The organism is Mycobacterium sp. HM-7 (assembly GCF_053852335.1).
The window spans coordinates 4,664,809-4,683,295 of record NZ_CM132657.1 but is presented as its reverse complement, the minus strand read 5'-3'; the positions used below and the strand labels follow the sequence as shown (position 1 = coordinate 4,683,295).

Here is an 18,487-nt window from a genome sequence, read left to right as displayed (position 1 = left end):
GCTTTTTAGTTCCACGACTGTGTCTGCCCTGGAGGCCCCACCCATGTCGATCGCTGAAAGCAGCGTTCCCATCTCCGTTCCGGTGCCGACCGGCGGTGACGATCCGACCAAGGTTGCGATGCTCGGGCTGACCTTCGACGATGTCCTGCTGCTGCCCGCGGCATCGGACATCATCCCGGCCACCGCCGACACGTCCAGCCAGTTGACGCGCAACATCCGGCTGCGGGTGCCGCTGGTCAGCTCGGCCATGGACACCGTCACCGAGTCGCGGATGGCCATCGCGATGGCCCGTGCCGGCGGGATGGGCGTGCTGCACCGCAACCTGCCGCTGAGCGAGCAGGCCGCGCAGGTCGAGACCGTCAAGCGCTCCGAGGCCGGCATGGTCACCGATCCGGTCACCTGCTCGCCGAGCAACACCCTGGCCGAGGTCGACGCGATGTGCGCCCGGTTCCGCATCTCCGGCCTGCCGGTCGTGGATACCGGGGGCCAGCTGGTCGGCATCATCACCAACCGCGACATGCGCTTCGAGGTCGACCAGGACAAGGCCGTCGCCGAGGTGATGACCAAGGCGCCGCTGATCACCGCCCAGGAGGGCGTGTCGGCCGAGGCCGCGCTGGGCCTGCTGCGCCGGCACAAGATCGAGAAGCTGCCGATCGTCGACGGACACGGCAAGCTGACCGGCCTCATCACCGTCAAGGACTTCGTCAAGACCGAGCAGTTCCCGCTGGCCACCAAGGACAGCGACGGCCGACTGCTGGTCGGCGCCGCCGTCGGCGTGGGCGACGACGCCTGGACCCGCGCCATGACGCTGGCCGACGCCGGCGTCGACGTGCTGATCGTCGACACCGCACACGCCCACAACCGTGGCGTGCTGGACATGGTGGCCCGCCTGAAGAAGGCCGTCGGCGACAAGATCGAGGTCGTCGGCGGAAACGTCGCCACCCGATCCGCGGCCGCCGCGCTGTGCGAGGCCGGTGCCGACGCGGTCAAGGTGGGTGTCGGGCCCGGCTCGATCTGCACCACCCGCGTGGTCGCCGGTGTGGGCGCTCCGCAGATCACCGCGATCTTGGAAGCTGTAGCGGCGACGAAGCCCTACGGCGTGCCGGTGATCGCCGACGGTGGTTTGCAGTACTCGGGCGACATCGCCAAGGCGCTGGCCGCCGGCGCGTCGACCGCGATGCTGGGCTCGCTGCTGGCCGGAACCGCCGAATCGCCGGGCGACCTGATCTTCGTCAACGGCAAGCAGTTCAAGAGCTACCGGGGTATGGGATCGCTCGGCGCCATGCAGGGCCGTGGTCAGGGCAAGTCCTACTCCAAGGACCGCTACTTCCAGGACGACGTGCTCTCCGAGGACAAGCTGGTGCCCGAAGGCATCGAGGGCCGGGTGCCGTTCCGCGGTCCGCTGTCCACCGTCATTCACCAGCTCACCGGCGGTCTGCGGGCGGCCATGGGCTACACCGGTTCGGCCACCATCGAACAACTGCAGCAGGCGCAGTTCGTGCAGATCACCGCGGCGGGCTTGAAGGAAAGCCACCCGCACGACATCACGATGACCGTCGAAGCACCGAACTATTCCTCGCGCTGACTGCCAGGCGCACCTACTAACAGGGAAACGACTAAACAATGCGCGACATGGTTGAAATCGGCATGGGCCGGACCGCTCGTCGTACGTACGAACTCGACGACATCAACATCGTGCCGTCGCGGCGTACCCGCTCCAGCCAGGACGTGTCCACGGCCTGGCAGCTGGACGCCTACCGGTTCGAGATTCCGGTCCTGGCGCACCCGACCGACTCATTGGTGTCGCCCGAGTTCGCCATCGAGATGGGCCGTCTCGGCGGCCTCGGCGTGCTCAACGGTGAAGGCCTGATCGGCCGGCACCGCGATGTCGAGAACAAGCTCGCGCAGGTGGTCGAGCTGGCGGCGAAAGAAAGTGACCCCGACCTCGCATCCAGGGAAGCCGTCCGGCTGCTGCAGCAGCTCCACGCGGCCCCGCTGGACCCGGAGCTGCTGGGCGCCGCCGTGACACGCGTCCGGGAGGCCGGCGTCACCACCGCGGTGCGGGTCAGCCCGCAGAATGCCCAGGCCCTGACTCCGACGCTGATCGCGGCCGGGATCGACCTGCTGGTCATCCAGGGCACCATCATCTCGGCCGAGCGCGTCGCTTCCGACGGCGAGCCGCTCAACCTGAAGACCTTCATCTCCGAGCTCGATGTGCCCGTGGTCGCCGGTGGGGTGCTCGACCACCGCACCGCGCTGCACCTGATGCGCACCGGCGCGGCCGGCGTCATCGTCGGCTACGGCTCGACCTACGGTGCGACGACCAGCGACGAGGTCCTGGGCATCAGCGTGCCCATGGCCACCGCGATCGCCGACGCCGCCGCCGCGCGCCGCGAGTACCTCGACGAGACCGGCGGCCGCTACGTGCACGTGCTGGCCGACGGCGACATCCACACCTCGGGCGACCTGGCCAAGGCCATCGCCTGTGGCGCCGACGCCGTTCTGCTGGGTACCCCGTTGGCCGCTGCCGCCGAGGCGGCCGGTGACGGCTGGTTCTGGCCGGCCGCCGCCGCGCACCCGTCGCTGCCGCGTGGCGCCCTGCTGCGGGTCGCGCTCGGCGAGCGTCCGTCGCTGGACCACGTGCTCAACGGCCCCTCCGATGACCCGTTCGGTTCGGTCAACCTGGTCGGTGGTCTGCGCCGCTCGATGGCCAAGGCCGGGTATTGCGACCTCAAGGAGTTCCAGAAGGTCGGACTCACCGTCGGTAGCTAGTACCGGCGGTAGCGAGTTAGGCATACCTTGGTAGCTGGTTACCGAGCGGTAGGTCCATACTTTTGCCATGGAGCCTGACTACGACGTCTTGATCATCGGTTCGGGTTTCGGAGGCAGCGTCAGTGCCCTCCGACTCACTGAGAAGGGTTACCGCGTCGGCGTTTTGGAAGCCGGCCCCCGGTATTCCGACGCCGATTTCGCCAAGACTTCGTGGGACCTGCGAAAGTTCTTGTGGGCGCCCAAGCTCGGCATGTACGGCATCCAGCGGATTCACCTGCTGCGCAACGTGATGATCCTGGCCGGCGCGGGCGTCGGTGGCGGTTCGTTGAACTATGCCAACACCCTCTACATCCCGCCGGACCCGTTCTTCAACGACCCGCAGTGGAAGGACATCACCGACTGGCGCGCCGAGCTGATGCCGCACTACGAGCAGGCTCAGCGCATGCTCGGCGTGGTGAAGAACCCGACCTTCACGGACGCGGACAAGATCATCAAAGAGGTCGCCGAGGACATGGGCTGCGCCGACACCTTCGTGGCGACACCCGTCGGCGTGTTCTTCGGGCCCGACGGCGAGAAGACCCCGGGCAAGACGGTGCCGGACCCCTACTTCGGCGGGGCGGGCCCGGCCCGCACCGGTTGCATCGAGTGCGGCGAGTGCATGACCGGCTGCCGGCACGGTGCCAAGAACACCTTGGTGAAGAACTACCTCGGCCTGGCGGAAAAGGCTGGGGCACAGGTACATCCGTTGACCACGGTGTCCAGTTTCGAGCAGCGCGCCGACGGGCTGTGGGAGGTGTCGACCCGACGCACCAACGGCCGGATCCGGCGCGGCAAGCGCACCTTCACCGCCAAGTACCTGATCGTGGCGGCCGGTACGTACAACACCCAGAAGCTGTTGTTCAAGGTGCGCGACACCGGACGCCTGACCAAGCTCTCGGACAAGCTCGGTGTGCTGACCCGCACCAACTCCGAGTCCATCGTGGGTGCACAGACCCGCGAGGTGCCCACCGACATGGACCTGACGCACGGTGTGGCCATCACGTCGTCCATCCACCCGACGCCCGACACCCACATCGAGCCGGTGCGGTACGGCAAGGGCTCCAACGCGATGGGCATGCTGCAGACGCTCATGACCGACGGCGCCGGCCCGCAGGGCACCGACGTGCCGCGGTGGAAGCAGTTCCTGAACCAGGCCGGTGAGGATCCGCGTGAATTGATCCGGCTGCTCAACCCGCAGCGGTGGAGCGAGCGCACCGTCATCGCGCTGGTGATGCAACACCTGGACAACTCGATCACCACCTTCACCAAGCGTGGGCCCGGTGGCATCCGGATCATGTCGTCGAAGCAAGGCCACGGCGAGCCCAACCCGACCTGGATCCCGGTCGGCAACGACGCGACCCGGCGCATGGCCGAAAAGGTCGGCGGCATCGCCGGCGGCACCTGGGGCGAGCTGTTCAACATCCCGCTGACCGCGCACTTCCTGGGTGGCGCGGCGATCGGTGACAGCCAGGCGACGGGCGTCATCGACCCGTACCACCGCGTCTACAACTACCCGACGCTGTTCGTCACCGACGGTGCCGCGATCTCGGCGAATCTCGGTGTGAATCCGTCGCTTTCGATCGCGGCGCAGGCCGAGCGCGCGGCGTCGCTGTGGCCGAATAAGGGCCAGGACGACGCGCGGCCGGCCCAGGGCGAGCCGTACCGGCGGATCGAGCCGGTGGCACCGGACCGTCCCGTCGTGCCGGCCGACGCGCCCGGCGCGCTGCGCCGACTGCCTATCACCCCGGTCTGAATCGCCGGTGCGTGGGCGCCCGGCCCGGCGGCTGCGGCGGCGGGGGTAGCAGGGACTTTCGTGGCGGCACGTCGACGACGGTCGGCTCGCGGGTGCTCAGGCTGAGGTCCGATCCGGCATGCCGGATGCTCAGGGTCGAGTCGGGACCGTCGCGCAGGGTGTAGGTCACCTCATCGTGTGTGGCGTCGACGGTGAGCCGAAACTCTCGCCACCGCAACCGGAACCGGAGTCGAGACAGGCTGTCGGGAAGATGAGGGTCGAGCGCGAGCACGCCTTCGTCGTCGCGCAGACCACCGAAACCGGCGACCAGAGCGATCCAGGCGCCGGCCAGGGACGCCATGTGCAGCCCGTCGCGAGTGTTGTGGTGCAGATCGCGTAAGTCGATCAGGGCGGCCTCATAGGCATAGTCATGCGCCAGTTCGAGGTGACCGACCTCGGCGCACATCACTGCCTGGCTGCATGCCGACAGCGACGAATCCCGAACGGTGCGCCGCTCGTAGTAGTCGACGTTGTGTGCCTTCTGCTTGGCGGTGAACGCGTGGTTCTGCCACTGCATGGCCAGCACCAGGTCGGCCTGCTTGATCACTTGCGCCGGGTACAGCCGGACGTACGGGTTGTGCAGGAAAAGCGGATATGCGGTGTCGGGCGAGAATTCCCATTCCGCGAAGGTGGTGAAGCCTTCGCACTGCGGATGCACTTCCAGTTCGTCGTCGTACGGGATGTGCGCGGCGGCCGCGGCATCGCGCCAGGCGGCAGTCTCCTCGGTGGTCACGCCCATGGCATAGGCGTTGTCCGGGTGCCTCGAGCACGCGTCGGCGGCGGCCCGCAGGTTGTGTGCCGCCATCAGATTGGTGAAGACGTTGTCGCGCACCATCGCGGTGTATTCGTCGGGTCCGGTGACGCCGTCGAGATGCCAAACCCCGTGCCGGTCATGGTGTCCCAGTGAGATCCACAGCCGAGCGGTCTCCACCAGCACCGACAGTCCGCAGTCGAGTTCCAGGGATTCGTCTCCGGTGGCGTTGCGGTAGCGCTCGAACGCCATCGCGATGTCGGCGTTGACGTGCCACGCCGCGGTGCCGGCCGGCCAGTAGGCCGAGCACTCGGGGCCGGAGATGGTGCGCCAGGGGAAGCTGGCGCCGCGCAAACCGAGTTCTGCCGCACGGCTTTTCGCCATTTCCAGTGTCGACGCGCGCCACCGCAGGGCGTCGGCGACGGCATGCGGTTTCGTGTAGGTGAGTACCGGGAGCACGAAACCTTCGGTGTCCCAGAAAGCGTGACCGTCATAGCCGGTCCCGGTAAGTCCCTTGCCTCCGATGCCGCGGCATTCCGCGCGGGCACTGGCCTGCAGCACGTGGAACAGCCCGAACCGCACGGCCTGCTGGCAGTCAGGGTCGCCGTCGACCTCGACATCGGCACTGTCCCAGAATTCGTCGAGATAGGTGCGCTGCAGGTCCAGCAGACCCTGCCACCCGCTGTAGTGAGCGCCGGCCAGCGCGCCGGCGACCTGGTCGCGCAGCGCGGGTCGCGACCGCAGACTCGACCAGCCGTAGGCCAGGTACTTGACGATGCGCAGTTGTTGTCCCGGTCGCAGCCCACAGATCACGGTGGTGCGAGCCAGATCTGGGCGCGAGTCGGTGGCCACCTCGACGCGTCCCGGGACCTCGATCTCGTGTTCCATCGCGGCGGCCATCATCAGGCCACTGCGCTTTGTCTGGTGGATCAGCAGGCCGCCATGGTGGTTGTGTTCGTGGTGTATCGGCTGCAGTGGATTGGCAAGGGCTGCCGCGACGCGTGGATCCGACGCCGTTTGCGGTTGGTCCTCGTTGGCGACCAGCTCCGATTGCACTGTGACGCGGGAGAACTCGTCGATGGCCTCGACGACGTACTCGATGGCCGCGACGCTGCGCTGGGCCAGCGAGACCAGCCGGACCGACTTGACCTGCACCTGCTTTCCGGCGGGGGAGCGCCAGTGGACCGTACGGGAGAGCGTTCCGGCGCGCAGATCGAGTGTTCGTTCGTGGTCGAGGAGTTCGCCGTACCGGACATCGAACGGCTCGTCGTCGACGAGCAGGCGCACGATCTTGCCGTTGGTGATGTCGACGATGGTCTCGCCGCCCTGCGGGTAACCGAATCCGCTCTCGGCGTAGGGCAGCGGCCGGGTCTCGTAGAACGAATTGAGATAGGTGCCGGGCAGGCCGTGCGGTTCCCCTTCGTCCAGATTTCCGCGTAGGCCGATGTGTCCGTTGGATAAGGCGAACACGGACTCCGACTGCGCCAACAGATCGAGATCCAGCTGAGTTTCCCGGACCTGCCATGGCTCGACAGGAAAGGTGTCTTGGGCGATCATGGTCGCCTACAGCAGGTCGGCCAGGTCGGTGACCACGACGTCGGCGCCACTGTCGCGCAGTTGGGCGGCCTGCCCGGCCCGGTCCACGCCGACGACATATCCGAACCGGCCGTTCCGTCCCGCTTCGACGCCGGCCAACGCGTCTTCGAAGACAGCGGCCGCTCCCGGTTCCACGCCCAGCAGCTGCGCCGCCCGCAGGTACGAGTCCGGCGCCGGTTTACCCGCGATGTGCTCGTCCCGCAGGGTCAGTCCGTCGACGCGCTGCTGGACGAACGGAGCCAGCCGGGTGGCATCGAGTACCTGACGGGTGTTGGCGCTCGATGAAACCACCGCGACGCCGAGTCCCGCCGCGGTAACCGCCTCCAGATATCGCCGGGACCCGCTGAACGCCTCGACACCCTCGTCGTGCAGCACTTTCTGGAACATGTCGTTCTTGCGGTTCCCCAGGCCGGCGACCGTCTCGGCGTCCGGCGGATCATCTGGGTCGCCGTCGGGCAGGTCGATACCGCGGCTCCGCAGGAACGACCGGACGCCGTCCTCCCGCCGCTTCCCATCCACGTACTGCAGGTAATCGTCGTGGCTGTCGAAGGGGACGAACTGTTCGTCGTTGCGTGCGGCGCGTTGCCGCAGGTAGTCATCGAACATCGCCTTCCACGCCTTCTTGTGCACGCTCGCGGTGTCGGTCAGGACACCGTCGAGGTCGAACAGGCAGGCGTGCACGGCGTCGGGGAGACCCAGCATGGTTGCTCTTTCGGTCGGGGAGTGGTGCTGCTGTGTCCTTTCCCGTTTTTCGCGCCGGTTATTCGTTGACGCTACGCCGCGCTGATGACGCGGCTCGGTGTTCCGTGCACGTCGACCGGGACGTCACCGGTCAGTGTGACGCGGTGCATCAGCCGGTGCTGGCCGTCGTAGTCGTCGACGGCGCGGTGCTGGGTGGCCCGGTTGTCCCACATCGCCACGTCGCCCGGCTGCCAATCCCAGCGAACGGTGTTCTCGGTCAAGGTGATTCGGCGCTGCAGCAGCTCCAGTAGGGCGGCTGACTCGTAGCTGTCCAGGCCGACGAAGCCGCGCACGAACTGGCCGGCCACCAGGGCGCGCTCGCCGGTCTCCGGGTGCACGCGCACCACGGGGTGCTCGGTTCGGAAGTCGGGCTTCTGGAACTCGGCCTGGTAGCCCTTTTGTTCGTCGGTCAGGTCGGCCGTATCCACGGTGACGTCCTTGATGTAGTCGAACCGGTTGGAGTGCACGGCCCGCAGGTTCTCCACGAGCGCCTTGAGCGGCGCGGGCAGTCCGTCGTAGGCCGCGACGGTGGACGCCCAGAGGGTCGAACCGCCGTAGGTCGGCAGCGTGACGGCCCGCAGGACCGAGGCAGACGGGTAGTCGGGCATGAAGGTGACGTCGGTGTGCCAGCGGTTGGCCTTGCCGTATTCGGAATCGATGGGCGTGATCTTCGGTGCGCCGGCGCGCTTCATCGAGTGATGGCCGACCAGATCACCCATCAGTTCCCCGAAGGCCTGCTGCTGTGCGTCGTCGAGGTGGTCCTGGCCGCGGAAGAAGATCACCTTGTGTTCCAGCAGCGCGGCACGGATCTCGGCGACGGTCTCGGGGGACAGCTCACCACTCAGCCGCACACCGTCGACGACGGCGCCGATCTTGCTGGTCAGTTTGGTGATGTTCATGGGAAGCCTTTCGGAAGATGCGCACCGTAGTCAGTTGACTACGGTGCATGAGGACTAGTGTAGCCATATGACTACAGGCGTGCCAGTGGGCCGGGACGAGGTCGTCGCCGCCATCCTCGAGGCGGCATCGGAGCTGTTCGCCGCGCGCGGACCCGCGGCCACGTCGATCCGGGACATCGCCGCGAAATCCAACGTCAACCATGGTCTGGTCTTCCGGCACCTCGGCTCGAAGGACAAGCTGGTCGGCGCGGTGCTGGACCATCTGGGGCAGCGGCTCAAAGAATTGATCGAGGCGGACGCGCCGGCTGAGGTGATCGACGCGGCGCTTGATCAGCAGCTGCGCGTGATCGCCCGGGCCGCTCTCGACGGCTACCCGGTGGGGGAGCTGCAGACCACGTTTCCCAACATGACGCGCCTGCTCGACGACTTCCTGCCCCGGTACGCCGACGAGAACCAGGCCCGGCTCGCGGTGGGCAACATCATTGCGCTGCAGCTTGGTTGGCGACTGCTCGGACCATTTCTGCGGTCGGCACTGGGACTCGGTGCGATGACCGACGACGAGGTCCGCACCGCCGTGGGCGCGGCCGTCGAGCGGTTGGCAGAGCCTCCGGCTGCCCACCACTAGACTGGGCGGGTGCAAACACCAGCTTCACAGCCCGTTCTGGTCATCGACTTCGGTGCGCAGTACGCGCAGCTGATCGCTCGCCGGGTCCGCGAGGCTCGGGTGTTCTCCGAGGTGCTGCCGCACACCGCGACGGTCGAGGACATCAAGGCCAAGAACCCGCAGGCCATCGTGCTGTCCGGTGGGCCGTCCAGCGTCTACGACGAAGGCGCTCCGCAACTGGACGCGGCGATCTTCGATCTCGGCGTACCGGTGTTCGGTATCTGCTACGGATTTCAGGCCATGGCGCAGGTACTCGGCGGGACGGTCGCGCACACCGGCACCAGTGAGTATGGCCGGACCGAGCTGAAAGTCGCCGGCGGAGAACTGCATTCGGGACTGCCCGCGTCGCAGCCGGTGTGGATGAGCCACGGTGACGCGGTCACCGCGGCGCCCGCCGGATTCGACGTCGTGGCCAGCAGCCCCGGCGCTCCCGTCGCGGCTTTCGAGGACCGGGCCCGCAAGCTGGCCGGCGTCCAGTACCACCCAGAGGTGCTGCACTCGCCGCATGGGCAGCAGGTGCTCAGCCGCTTCCTGCACGATTTCGCCGGTATCGGCGCGACCTGGACTGCCGCGAACATCGCCGACCAGTTGGTCGAGCAGGTGCGTGAGCAGATCGGCGACGGCCAGGCCATCTGCGGCCTGTCCGGTGGCGTCGACTCGGCGGTGGCCGCCGCGCTGGTTCAGCGGGCCATCGGTGACCGGCTCACCTGTGTGTTCGTCGACCACGGCCTGCTGCGGGCGGGCGAGCGCGAGCAGGTGGAACGCGACTTCGTCGCCGCCACCGGCGCCAAGCTCGTGACCATCGACGAGGCCGACCGCTTCCTCGACGCGCTGTCCGGGGTGACCAACCCCGAAGGCAAGCGCAAGATCATCGGCCGCGAGTTCATCCGCGCTTTCGAGGGCGCGGTGCGCGGCGCCCTCGGCAGCAGCGAATCCGAGATCGAGTACCTCGTGCAGGGCACGCTGTACCCCGACGTCGTCGAATCCGGCGGCGGCACCGGTACCGCCAACATCAAGAGCCACCACAACGTCGGCGGACTGCCCGAGGATCTGAAGTTCAAACTGGTCGAGCCGCTGCGGCTGCTGTTCAAGGACGAGGTGCGTGCTGTCGGCCGCGAGCTCGGCCTGCCCGAGGAAATCGTTGGGCGCCAACCCTTCCCGGGGCCCGGTCTGGGTATCCGGATCGTCGGCGAGGTGACGGGTCCCCGGCTCGATACGCTGCGCCGCGCCGACTCGATCGCGCGCGAGGAGCTGACCGCGGCCGGCCAGGACCAGAGCATCTGGCAGTGCCCGGTGGTGCTGCTCGCCGACGTGCGCTCGGTCGGCGTGCAGGGTGACGGACGCACCTACGGACATCCGATCGTGCTGCGTCCGGTGTCCAGCGAGGACGCCATGACCGCCGACTGGACTCGCGTGCCTTACGAAGTGCTGGAACGCATTTCGACCCGGATCACCAACGAGGTACCCGAGGTCAACCGCGTGGTGCTGGACATCACCAGCAAGCCGCCGGGCACCATCGAGTGGGAGTGAGGTCTTAGCTCTATCGGGTTGATGACCTTCTTCCCTTTCAGTGTCGTTCTCGTTGGCGGAACCATGAAGAGGCATTGCTTGGTGTCCGTGCCGATGGCACTGCGGGCAACGCGGGAGGTCGAGGTGTTCCGATGGGTCAAATTGCTGAATTTGCTTGTCCGGCAAGCGGATTTCGACGCTACGCGCCCAAGGCCGTCGCGGTTGTCGCGCTAGGCGTTCTCACCACCGCTTGCGGCGGCAACCAATCCCCGCCGGGCAACACCACGTCGACGACGACGACCACCACCACCACGTCGCCCGTCTCCGTGTCGCCGACCCAGAAGTCGATCGACCCGTCGGGACCGAATTCGTTTACGCCCTCGGTGTTGGCGCCGCCGCCGCAAACGGCGCTGCCCGGAGTGCATCACAACTTCTGATCTGACTCGTGTTGGGACTTTTGACCCTGCCCCGACTGCCCAATCGCTCAATAGCGTTCTCGGTAGCGCGATTCAGAAAGGGTGGTTGTGGTGGTGCGATGGGATAGTGGTCGAGGTCGCAGCGGTAGTCCGGTTGCTGGTGGGCTCTCATGACGGCCGAAGCGCCTCCGGTCGCACAACTTCAGGCGCGCCGGCCATTCCCGGAACGTCTGGGACCCACAGGCAACCTGATCTACAAGCTGGTGACGACCACCGATCACAAGATGATCGGCATCATGTATTGCGTCGTCTGTTTCATCTTCTTCTTCATCGGCGGCCTGATGGCGCTGTTCATCCGCGCGGAACTGGCGCTGCCCGGACTGCAGTTTTTGTCCAACGAGCAGTACAACCAGCTGTTCACCATGCACGGCACGGCGATGTTGCTGTTCTACGCGACGCCGATCGTGTTCGGCTTCGCCAACCTGGTGCTCCCGCTGCAGATCGGCGCGCCGGACGTCGCTTTCCCGCGCCTGAATGCACTGTCTTTCTGGCTGTTCGTATGCGGGGCCTTGATCGCGCTCTCCGGATTCATCACTCCCACGGGCGCCGCTGACTTCGGCTGGACCGCATACACCCCGCTGTCGGATGCGATCCACTCACCGGGCGCCGGCGCCGATCTGTGGATCGTCGGCCTGGCGATCGGTGGTCTCGGCACCATCCTCGGTGCCGTCAACATGGTCACCACCGTGGTCTGCCTGCGCTGCCCGGGCATGACCATGTTCCGCATGCCGATCTTCACCTGGAACATCTTCATCACTTCGATCTTGGTGCTGATGATCTTCCCGCTGCTGACCGCCGCGCTGCTCGGCCTGGCCGCCGACCGCCACCTGGGCGCGCACATCTACGACCCCGCCAACGGCGGAATGATGCTCTATCAGCACCTGTTCTGGTTCTTCGGGCATCCCGAGGTGTACGTCATCGCGTTGCCGTTCTTCGGCATCGTCAGCGAGATCGTCCCGGTGTTCTCCCGCAAGCCGATCTTCGGCTATACGACGTTGGTCTACGCCACCATGAGCATCGCAGCACTTTCCATGGGTGTCTGGGCGCATCACATGTACGCCACCGGTGCGGTGCTGTTGCCGTTCTTCTCCTTCATGACGTTCCTGATCGCGGTGCCGACCGGTATCAAGTTCTTCAACTGGATCGGCACCATGTGGAAGGGCCAGCTCACCTTCGAGACGCCGATGTTGTTCACCGCGGGTTTCCTGGTGACTTTCCTGCTCGGTGGTCTGTCGGGCGTGCTGCTGGCCAGCCCGCCGCTGGACTTCCACGTCACCGAGTCGTATTTCGTTGTGGCGCATTTCCATTACGTGCTGTTCGGCACCATCGTGTTTGCCACCTACGCGGGCATCTACTTCTGGTTCCCGAAGATGACGGGCCGTCTGCTCGACGAGCGGCTGGGCAAGCTGCACTTCTGGCTGACCTTCATCGGCTTCCACACCACGTTCCTGGTGCAGCACTGGCTGGGCAATACCGGTATGCCGCGTCGTTACGCCGACTACCTGCCGACCGACGGCTTCACCACGCTCAATATCGTTTCGTCGATCGGGGCGTTCATCCTCGGCGTATCCACGCTGCCCTTCGTGTGGAACGTCTTCAAGAGCTGGCGCTACGGCGAACCGGTGTTGGTCGACGACCCGTGGGGTTACGGCAATTCCCTGGAGTGGGCGACCAGCTGCCCGCCGCCGCGGCACAACTTCACCGAGCTGCCCCGGATCCGTTCGGAGCGCCCGGCGTTCGAGCTGCACTACCCGCACATGGTCGAGCGGATGCGCGCAGAAGCCCATGTGGGCCGGCGCCACTCGACCGATGAACCGTCGACGCTCACCGCGGCGGGTCGCCCCGCCAGCTGAAGCTGTTGACGTACTGGCCCATGTCGAGGGCCAGTTGCAGACCGACGGCGGACGGCTTTCCGGACCCGAATTCCGGCCCGAAGCGGTGGTACGGACCCGAGGCCGCGGCGATCAGTGCCAGGTCGTTCTTGACGGCGACGAGCACCAGCAGCCGCATTCGGGCGAATTGGCGGCTCGCGCCCTGCGGATACCAGTCGGCGACGATGCCGTAGCCCGACTGGTAGCCCACCATGGCGTTCGGGATCTCGTACGCGGTCTTGGCGTCCGGGTAGGTCGACGTGACCAGTTCGGCCGCAATGTCTTTCGGCTGACGTCCGGCCGCAGGCCGGCTGAACAACTGCAGCATCCCGCCGTCGCCGGCGAGTAGTTTGGCCAGCACGCCGTGGTCGTCCTTGGTGACGTCGTACGCCGATCCGGTCGCCGGGTAGGCGACGCTGAACGAGCCGTCGGGTGCGGTGAACCGGGGGTTGATGGTCACCGGTTGGCCCATGGGCGGATGGCCGCATTCCGGCGGGCACACGTACCGCACGGCTGGTTTCTCCAGGAGTCCGGACACCCCGACCAGGAGCGCGGCCATCACCACGGCGGCCAGGACGAAGATCAGTGTCACCTGAACGCGTTTCGTGGTTCGGGTCGGCGCTGCCGAATAGGCGGAGGCATGCAGCGAGTAGCCGGGCAGGAGCCCCACCGTCATGGTGTCGGCGGGTGCCGGCCGGTCGGCGCGCTGGCCGTGCCGCGAGGCCCGTGACGAAGCCCGGGTGGCGGCGCCGCAGGCCGCGCAGAACGGCGCGTCGGGCACCACGTGGCCGCACTGGGTGCACAGCAGCGGCTCGTCCATGTTGTAGTCGTCGTGGGCCTCGTGCAGGAGCGCCAGGTGCAGTCCGACGCGCAACGCCAGCAGCGCCACCAGGGTGAGCGCGAAATACATTGCCAGCTGGACCAACTGAGGCAGCTGGACCACATCGATCAGGCCGAGCAAGGCATAGACCACGGCGACGATCACCGCGATCAGGGTCAGCGTCAGCCGCACGTAACCGCGATGTTGGTGTGCCTTGTTCGGTGGCCGGATGAACCACAGCGCCGCACCGATCAGGCCGCCGACGGTGGCGGCGATGATGGGGGTGGACAGGCCGCGGATGCCGGCTTCGACCAACAGGCCCTGCAGCGGGCGATCGCGGTTGACCATGCCGGTGCCGAACTGCGGGGCCAGTCGGGTCAGGGTTGCGGCCGCGGTGAAATAGATGGCGGCGTGGGCCCCAATGGCGTAGCCGTGCAGAGCTTCTCGATGGCCTGGCCGGACCAGGCGGATCACCAGCGCGGGCACCTGCATCAGGATCAGGCCACCGAGCGTGGCACCGAGGCCGGTGCGCAGCATGCGGGCCGCCGCGATACCCGCACCGAGGGGGATGCCATAGGACCGGGCGGCCACCGCTCCGGTGAGCAGTGCCCACCCGACGCCCAGGGCGACGGCGAGGCCGGCGGTCATCCACAGATTGCCGCGGGGTGCGTCCCGGTTGAATTCGGATTCCCGGAGATAGATTCCGAAGATCACGGGCAGCCCGAGGACGGCGACCGCGACCAGCGCGCCGGGCAGGCGGAGCATCGCGGTGGCGACCAAAGCGAGCACCAGGGCGATGAGCCCGAGCATGAACGACGTCCGCGACCGCGGGGACAGGTGCGGGAACAGCGAGCTGGTGATCGACAGGCGGAGCAGGTGCTGGCCCGGCGCGGCGCTGAACGACCGCGCCCGCAACCAATGCGGTCCGTCGTGGCTGTGTTGGCTCAACGGTGCGCCGCACAGCCCGCAGTACTCGCCGGCCGGCACGTCCAGCTGGCAGACCTCGCACTCCATCATCGGTCGGTCTTCGAGCTGGGTGCTCATTGCGTCACCTTCTGCAGCAACAACAGGTTTTCCGCCAGGTTCTCCAGGTTCGGGGTACCGAGGCCGCTGACCAGGTCGTAGCCCGGGCCTGCGGTGTCGATGGCGTTGCCGCCCAGGGTGATATCGCGGAATGCCGGTCGTGGGGCACCGGTGGCGATGCGGTACAGCAGGGGGTTCAGCGCACCGATGGGGCGCCCGCCGTTGGCGGTGAGGTACTGCGTCATGACGGCGGTCAGTCCGGCCCAGATCGGTGCGGACTGCGAGGTGCCGCCACCGACGACGATCTCTTTGTCCACCACGATCCGCACGCCGGTGTAGGGATCGGCGACCGCCGAGATATCCGGTGTCATGCGCTTCCCGGCACTGCGTTTCGGGTCGACCTGGGTGGCCGCGGCATCCTGCCAGCGTGGCTGGTCGAACAGAGCGGAAACCCCGCCGCCGGTGCCCTGGGAGAGCGGGACATTGAACCAGGCCTGTTCGTCCACCCACCTGCCGTCGGCATCGGTGGACAGGGTGCTGCCGCCGACGTTGGTCATCTCGGGCAGCGACGCCACCGAATCGAGTCCGATGTCGGCCGGGCCGGGCGGGGAATCCCAGTCGTCGCCGCCCTTGCATTCCAGTCCGGCCAGGTCGCCGCTGGCGTCAAAAGCTGTGGTGCCGTGCGCTTCCGCGGCGGCCAACGCGGACCGGACGGGCGCGAGGTCTGCTGCGGTGGTCAATTTGTCGCAGCCCCAGCCGATCGACAGGCTCCAGATCGCGCCGGGGAAATCACGGTCGGTTTTCTCGAACATCTCGCCGATCTTGAGATACGCGCCGTCGCCGGTGACCGTGGGGCGCGCGTTGACCACGACCAGCCGGGCGTCGGGGGCGATGGCATGGATCACTTCGAGGTCCATGGTGGTCTCGCCCCGCTCGTCGCCGGGCTGCCCGCCGACGAGGGTCGGGGTGAATTTGGGCAGGCCGAAGGTGGTGGAGAACTGGTCCAGGTCGGCCTGGTCGTAGCCGTTGAAAGCGAAGACCACCACCGTGGTGCCCTTGCCGGTGTAGCCGGCGGCGGCCAACTTGTCGGCGTGATAGGCGCTGAGCAGGTGGCTCGGGGTCAGACCGCGTTCCGGGACGCCCAGTGGTGGGTCCGGCGGTGCGGAATTGTGGTGCGGGGTGTAGCTGAGGATCCGGCCCAATTCGCTGACGGTGCCGTGCAACTCGGTGGGGATCCGGGGCTGTTGCGGTGCGGCGTAGAACTCCTGCCCCCGTCGACTTCGGTAATCGTGCACCTCGACGCCGAATGCGGCGCTCATGCGATCGGGATCGCCTTCGACGACGGCCCAGTTGTCGCCCGGCCGCCAGCGCACCGAAAGCCGTTGCAGCTCAGCCCAGTTGATCAGCGCATCCGGCCGGTAGTCGTCGTCGAGGGCGGCGGTCAGCTGGACGCGTTGCGGATGGGCGAGTCCGAGATCGGTCGAGGCGGCCAGCAATGACGCGAAGGGGCCGTCGATGGCATCTGACGGTTGGTCTGTTTGCCGACTCGGGATGGGCAGGTTGAAGACCAGGGTCAGGGTGGCGACCAGGGCCAGGACCAGCAGCCATCGCTTTGACGGTGTCCGAGTCGGCGGTGGCATGTAGCAACGGTAGCGCCAACCCGGATTCTGTTGAGCCCTTGGATTACCGGGGTCGGGTGTCAGTTGCGGTGGGTGCCCGGGGTGGCGGTGGGCGCCGGGTTGGCGGTGACCGACGGGGTGAAGAGGTTGCCGCCGTTCGGGCTGAGCGACTTCTCGGTCGGGGTGACCGCCGATGTGGTCGTGGACGTGGTCGTGGTGGTCGTCGACGACGGCTCGGGGGCCTTCTTCTGTTCACCGCAGCCGGCGGTGAGGCCGATCATCGCGATGAGGGCGGTGCCACCGGCAGCGGCGGCGATCCGGTGTACCAGACGGGTTGATCGCATGTCGGTGTGTCCCTTCAACTGACGCGAACTTCTGATCGGTTCCAGATTCGAGCGTACCGCTTCATCGGCTCAGGAGCGCTGTTCAGCGCATCAGAGCCCGGACAGGATCGCGCGGATGATCCGGCGCAGGTGGTCCTCGTCGGTCAGGTCGATGCTGGAATTCGGTACGAGGGCGTAACCGATCGCGAGGTGTGCGACGACATCGGCCACGTGTTCCATGTCGTTGGCTGCGGCTGACGGGGCTTCGAAGCGTTTGACCAGGCCCAGGATCAGCGCACGCGCGATCAGCATCGACGCAGACTCTTCCGACCGGGCGAATTGCACGAGCCTTTCGGGTTCACTGGCGACGAGGTGCCGGACGACCGGATTGGTGCGGGCGAATGACACGGCCTGGACGAGCAGTTCGGTGAGGACATCGGAGCGTGTTTCACACTCCGCGGAGGCGTTGATCAGGTCGACGACGAACTTGCGGAGCTCACGCTGCAACATGCGGTCGATGACGGTCTGTTTCGAACCGAACCTCCGAAAAATGGTGGCGCGTCCCACGCCGGAGCGCTCGCCGATGTCGGTCATGGTCACGACCTGCTCGCCGTACTCGCCGATCAGTTCGGCCGCGGCATCCAGGACGCGTGCGTCGACGGCGTCGTCTTCGGTGGCGAGCAGCTCGACGAAAAGCTGGCCTTGGGCGGCCAGCTCCGTCGTGCTCGGCTGCGACGTCGTCATGATCTGACCACCCTAGGTGCTTCATCGGGGGTCAGCTCACGTACGGCAGCCTTTCGCCGAGATCGATTTGTGCCGGGGCGGATCGTCGTGCGGCCGTTGCTTGTGGCGAATAGATACACCACATCGGCAGCGCCAGGTTCAACGCGGTCGATACCAAGCCGAGCGCAAGCATGGTGGGCCGCGAGAAGTCACTGTTCAATCCGAGGTACATGGGCCAGGTGGCGACGACCGCCTGCAGGCCGAAGCTGATGGGGACGATCGGGGCCAGCCACCAGGCTCGGCGGCCTCGGAGTTTCGGCTCGAGGACCAGGATGGTCCAGCCGCCGACCACCGCGAGTGCACCGTTCTGCACGATGACGTACAACGGCAGTCCCAGGACCAGCAGCGGGTTGTTGCCGTAGTAGGTCATGACATGGAAGTGGATGCATGTCATCTCCATCGCGGCGTCGAACGCGCTGAAGGCCACGATGATGGTGAGCAGTTTGCGGGTGGGCATGCCGCTGCGCAGGAACCGATAGGCGATGTAGACCGCGGAGGCGAAGAACATCGATTCCCCGACGAACACGAAGAGCGGAACTTGTCGTCCGAATGCTTCGAACACCAGCAGCGGCGTGTTCCGCGGGTAGAAGGTCGCGCCGAGAAGGTCGCCGGATGGCTCCAGGAATCCGCAGAGTGCGCCGCCGATCATCAAGATGAGGGGCAGCCTGTCCTGTGTACGAAGGAAATGCCTTGTGGCCCAGGCTAGTACGCCCAGGAATGACAGCGCGGTGAACGCGAGGAAGAGCAACGATGCGGTTTGATCGGCCACCATTTCGGTGGGCACGCGGGGGTGATGGAACATGCTCGGT

Annotated in this window: 15 protein-coding genes; 7 read left to right on the top strand and 8 right to left on the bottom strand. The window is 66.8% G+C overall.

Annotated features, from left to right (window positions below):
- The first annotated feature begins 43 nt into the window (after positions 1-43).
- The 3 genes from guaB (at position 44) to ACWW1C_RS22535 (ending at position 4,564) form a co-directional block, all read left to right on the top strand.
- On the top strand, positions 44-1,585 hold the full coding sequence (guaB, locus tag ACWW1C_RS22545) for an IMP dehydrogenase (protein ID WP_455980347.1): 1,542 nt from the start codon (positions 44-46) through the stop codon (positions 1,583-1,585).
- 47 nt (positions 1,586-1,632) lie between these two features.
- Complete coding sequence (locus tag ACWW1C_RS22540; protein ID WP_455980346.1) at positions 1,633-2,772, top strand: GuaB3 family IMP dehydrogenase-related protein; 1,140 nt, start codon at positions 1,633-1,635, stop codon at positions 2,770-2,772.
- A gap of 67 nt (positions 2,773-2,839) precedes the next feature.
- Entirely contained in the window at positions 2,840-4,564 is a 1,725-nt protein-coding gene (locus tag ACWW1C_RS22535) for a GMC oxidoreductase (RefSeq protein ID WP_455980345.1), read from the top strand.
- On the opposite strand, the gene ACWW1C_RS22530 is transcribed toward ACWW1C_RS22535, so the two are convergent.
- From ACWW1C_RS22530 to ACWW1C_RS22520, 3 genes are all read right to left on the bottom strand, one after another.
- Entirely contained in the window at positions 4,551-6,911 is a 2,361-nt protein-coding gene (locus ACWW1C_RS22530) for a glycoside hydrolase family 65 protein (protein WP_455980344.1), read from the bottom strand. The genes ACWW1C_RS22535 and ACWW1C_RS22530 overlap by 14 nt on opposite strands.
- A gap of 6 nt (positions 6,912-6,917) precedes the next feature.
- Positions 6,918-7,652 carry a beta-phosphoglucomutase family hydrolase gene (locus ACWW1C_RS22525; RefSeq protein WP_455980343.1) on the bottom strand — a complete coding sequence of 245 codons (735 nt, stop codon included), beginning with the start codon at positions 7,650-7,652 and terminating at the stop codon, positions 6,918-6,920.
- Positions 7,653-7,723: 71 nt separating this feature from the next.
- A complete protein-coding gene (locus tag ACWW1C_RS22520) occupies positions 7,724-8,590 on the bottom strand; it encodes a TauD/TfdA dioxygenase family protein (protein ID WP_455980342.1) in 867 nt (288 codons plus the stop codon).
- Positions 8,591-8,657: 67 nt separating this feature from the next.
- Here ACWW1C_RS22520 and ACWW1C_RS22515 point away from each other — a divergent pair, with 67 nt between their 5' ends.
- The 4 genes from ACWW1C_RS22515 (at position 8,658) to ctaD (ending at position 13,092) form a co-directional block, all read left to right on the top strand.
- On the top strand, positions 8,658-9,215 hold the full coding sequence (locus ACWW1C_RS22515; RefSeq protein WP_455980341.1) for a TetR/AcrR family transcriptional regulator: 558 nt from the start codon (positions 8,658-8,660) through the stop codon (positions 9,213-9,215).
- 9 nt (positions 9,216-9,224) lie between these two features.
- Positions 9,225-10,784 carry a glutamine-hydrolyzing GMP synthase gene (gene guaA, locus ACWW1C_RS22510; protein WP_455980340.1) on the top strand — a complete coding sequence of 520 codons (1,560 nt, stop codon included), beginning with the start codon at positions 9,225-9,227 and terminating at the stop codon, positions 10,782-10,784.
- A gap of 131 nt (positions 10,785-10,915) precedes the next feature.
- Entirely contained in the window at positions 10,916-11,200 is a 285-nt protein-coding gene (locus tag ACWW1C_RS22505; protein WP_455980339.1) for a hypothetical protein, read from the top strand.
- Positions 11,201-11,349: 149 nt separating this feature from the next.
- The gene (gene ctaD / locus ACWW1C_RS22500; protein WP_455980338.1) at positions 11,350-13,092 is read left to right on the top strand and encodes an aa3-type cytochrome oxidase subunit I; all 1,743 of its coding nucleotides are present in this window, start codon (positions 11,350-11,352) and stop codon (positions 13,090-13,092) included.
- Here the strand turns inward: ctaD and ACWW1C_RS22495 are convergent.
- From ACWW1C_RS22495 to ACWW1C_RS22475, 5 genes are all read right to left on the bottom strand, one after another.
- Positions 13,064-14,974, bottom strand: a complete 1,911-nt coding sequence (locus ACWW1C_RS22495; protein WP_455980337.1) for a zinc ribbon domain-containing protein — start codon at positions 14,972-14,974, stop codon at positions 13,064-13,066. The two genes, ctaD and ACWW1C_RS22495, sit on opposite strands and share 29 nt — an antisense overlap.
- On the bottom strand, positions 14,971-16,593 hold the full coding sequence (locus tag ACWW1C_RS22490) for a S53 family peptidase (protein ID WP_455980336.1): 1,623 nt from the start codon (positions 16,591-16,593) through the stop codon (positions 14,971-14,973). The genes ACWW1C_RS22495 and ACWW1C_RS22490 overlap by 4 nt, the downstream gene beginning before the upstream one ends.
- A gap of 59 nt (positions 16,594-16,652) precedes the next feature.
- Positions 16,653-16,916 (bottom strand): hypothetical protein, encoded by a 264-nt coding sequence (locus tag ACWW1C_RS22485; protein WP_455980335.1) that lies wholly within the window; start codon positions 16,914-16,916, stop codon positions 16,653-16,655.
- Positions 16,917-17,006: 90 nt separating this feature from the next.
- Entirely contained in the window at positions 17,007-17,639 is a 633-nt protein-coding gene (locus ACWW1C_RS22480; protein WP_455980334.1) for a TetR/AcrR family transcriptional regulator, read from the bottom strand.
- 31 nt (positions 17,640-17,670) lie between these two features.
- A complete protein-coding gene (locus ACWW1C_RS22475; protein ID WP_455980333.1) occupies positions 17,671-18,480 on the bottom strand; it encodes a hypothetical protein in 810 nt (269 codons plus the stop codon).
- Positions 18,481-18,487 lie beyond the last annotated feature (7 nt).

Bases quoted from the DNA above. Each gene is read 5' to 3' on its own strand.
- ACWW1C_RS22475 (WP_455980333.1), bottom strand. From the start codon at position 18,480: ATGTTCCATCACCCCCGCGTGCCCACCGAAATGGTGGCCGATCAAACC.
- ACWW1C_RS22505 (WP_455980339.1), top strand. From the start codon at position 10,916: ATGGGTCAAATTGCTGAATTTGCTTGTCCGGCAAGCGGATTTCGACGC.
- ACWW1C_RS22530 (WP_455980344.1), bottom strand. From the start codon at position 6,911: ATGATCGCCCAAGACACCTTTCCTGTCGAGCCATGGCAGGTCCGGGAA.
- ACWW1C_RS22520 (WP_455980342.1), bottom strand. From the start codon at position 8,590: ATGAACATCACCAAACTGACCAGCAAGATCGGCGCCGTCGTCGACGGT.
- ACWW1C_RS22515 (WP_455980341.1), top strand. From the start codon at position 8,658: ATGACTACAGGCGTGCCAGTGGGCCGGGACGAGGTCGTCGCCGCCATC.
- ACWW1C_RS22485 (WP_455980335.1), bottom strand. From the start codon at position 16,916: ATGCGATCAACCCGTCTGGTACACCGGATCGCCGCCGCTGCCGGTGGC.
- ACWW1C_RS22525 (WP_455980343.1), bottom strand. From the start codon at position 7,652: ATGCTGGGTCTCCCCGACGCCGTGCACGCCTGCCTGTTCGACCTCGAC.
- ACWW1C_RS22480 (WP_455980334.1), bottom strand. From the start codon at position 17,639: ATGACGACGTCGCAGCCGAGCACGACGGAGCTGGCCGCCCAAGGCCAG.
- ACWW1C_RS22490 (WP_455980336.1), bottom strand. From the start codon at position 16,593: ATGCCACCGCCGACTCGGACACCGTCAAAGCGATGGCTGCTGGTCCTG.
- ACWW1C_RS22495 (WP_455980337.1), bottom strand. From the start codon at position 14,974: ATGAGCACCCAGCTCGAAGACCGACCGATGATGGAGTGCGAGGTCTGC.
- ctaD (WP_455980338.1), top strand. From the start codon at position 11,350: ATGACGGCCGAAGCGCCTCCGGTCGCACAACTTCAGGCGCGCCGGCCA.
- ACWW1C_RS22540 (WP_455980346.1), top strand. From the start codon at position 1,633: ATGGTTGAAATCGGCATGGGCCGGACCGCTCGTCGTACGTACGAACTC.
- guaB (WP_455980347.1), top strand. From the start codon at position 44: ATGTCGATCGCTGAAAGCAGCGTTCCCATCTCCGTTCCGGTGCCGACC.
- ACWW1C_RS22535 (WP_455980345.1), top strand. From the start codon at position 2,840: ATGGAGCCTGACTACGACGTCTTGATCATCGGTTCGGGTTTCGGAGGC.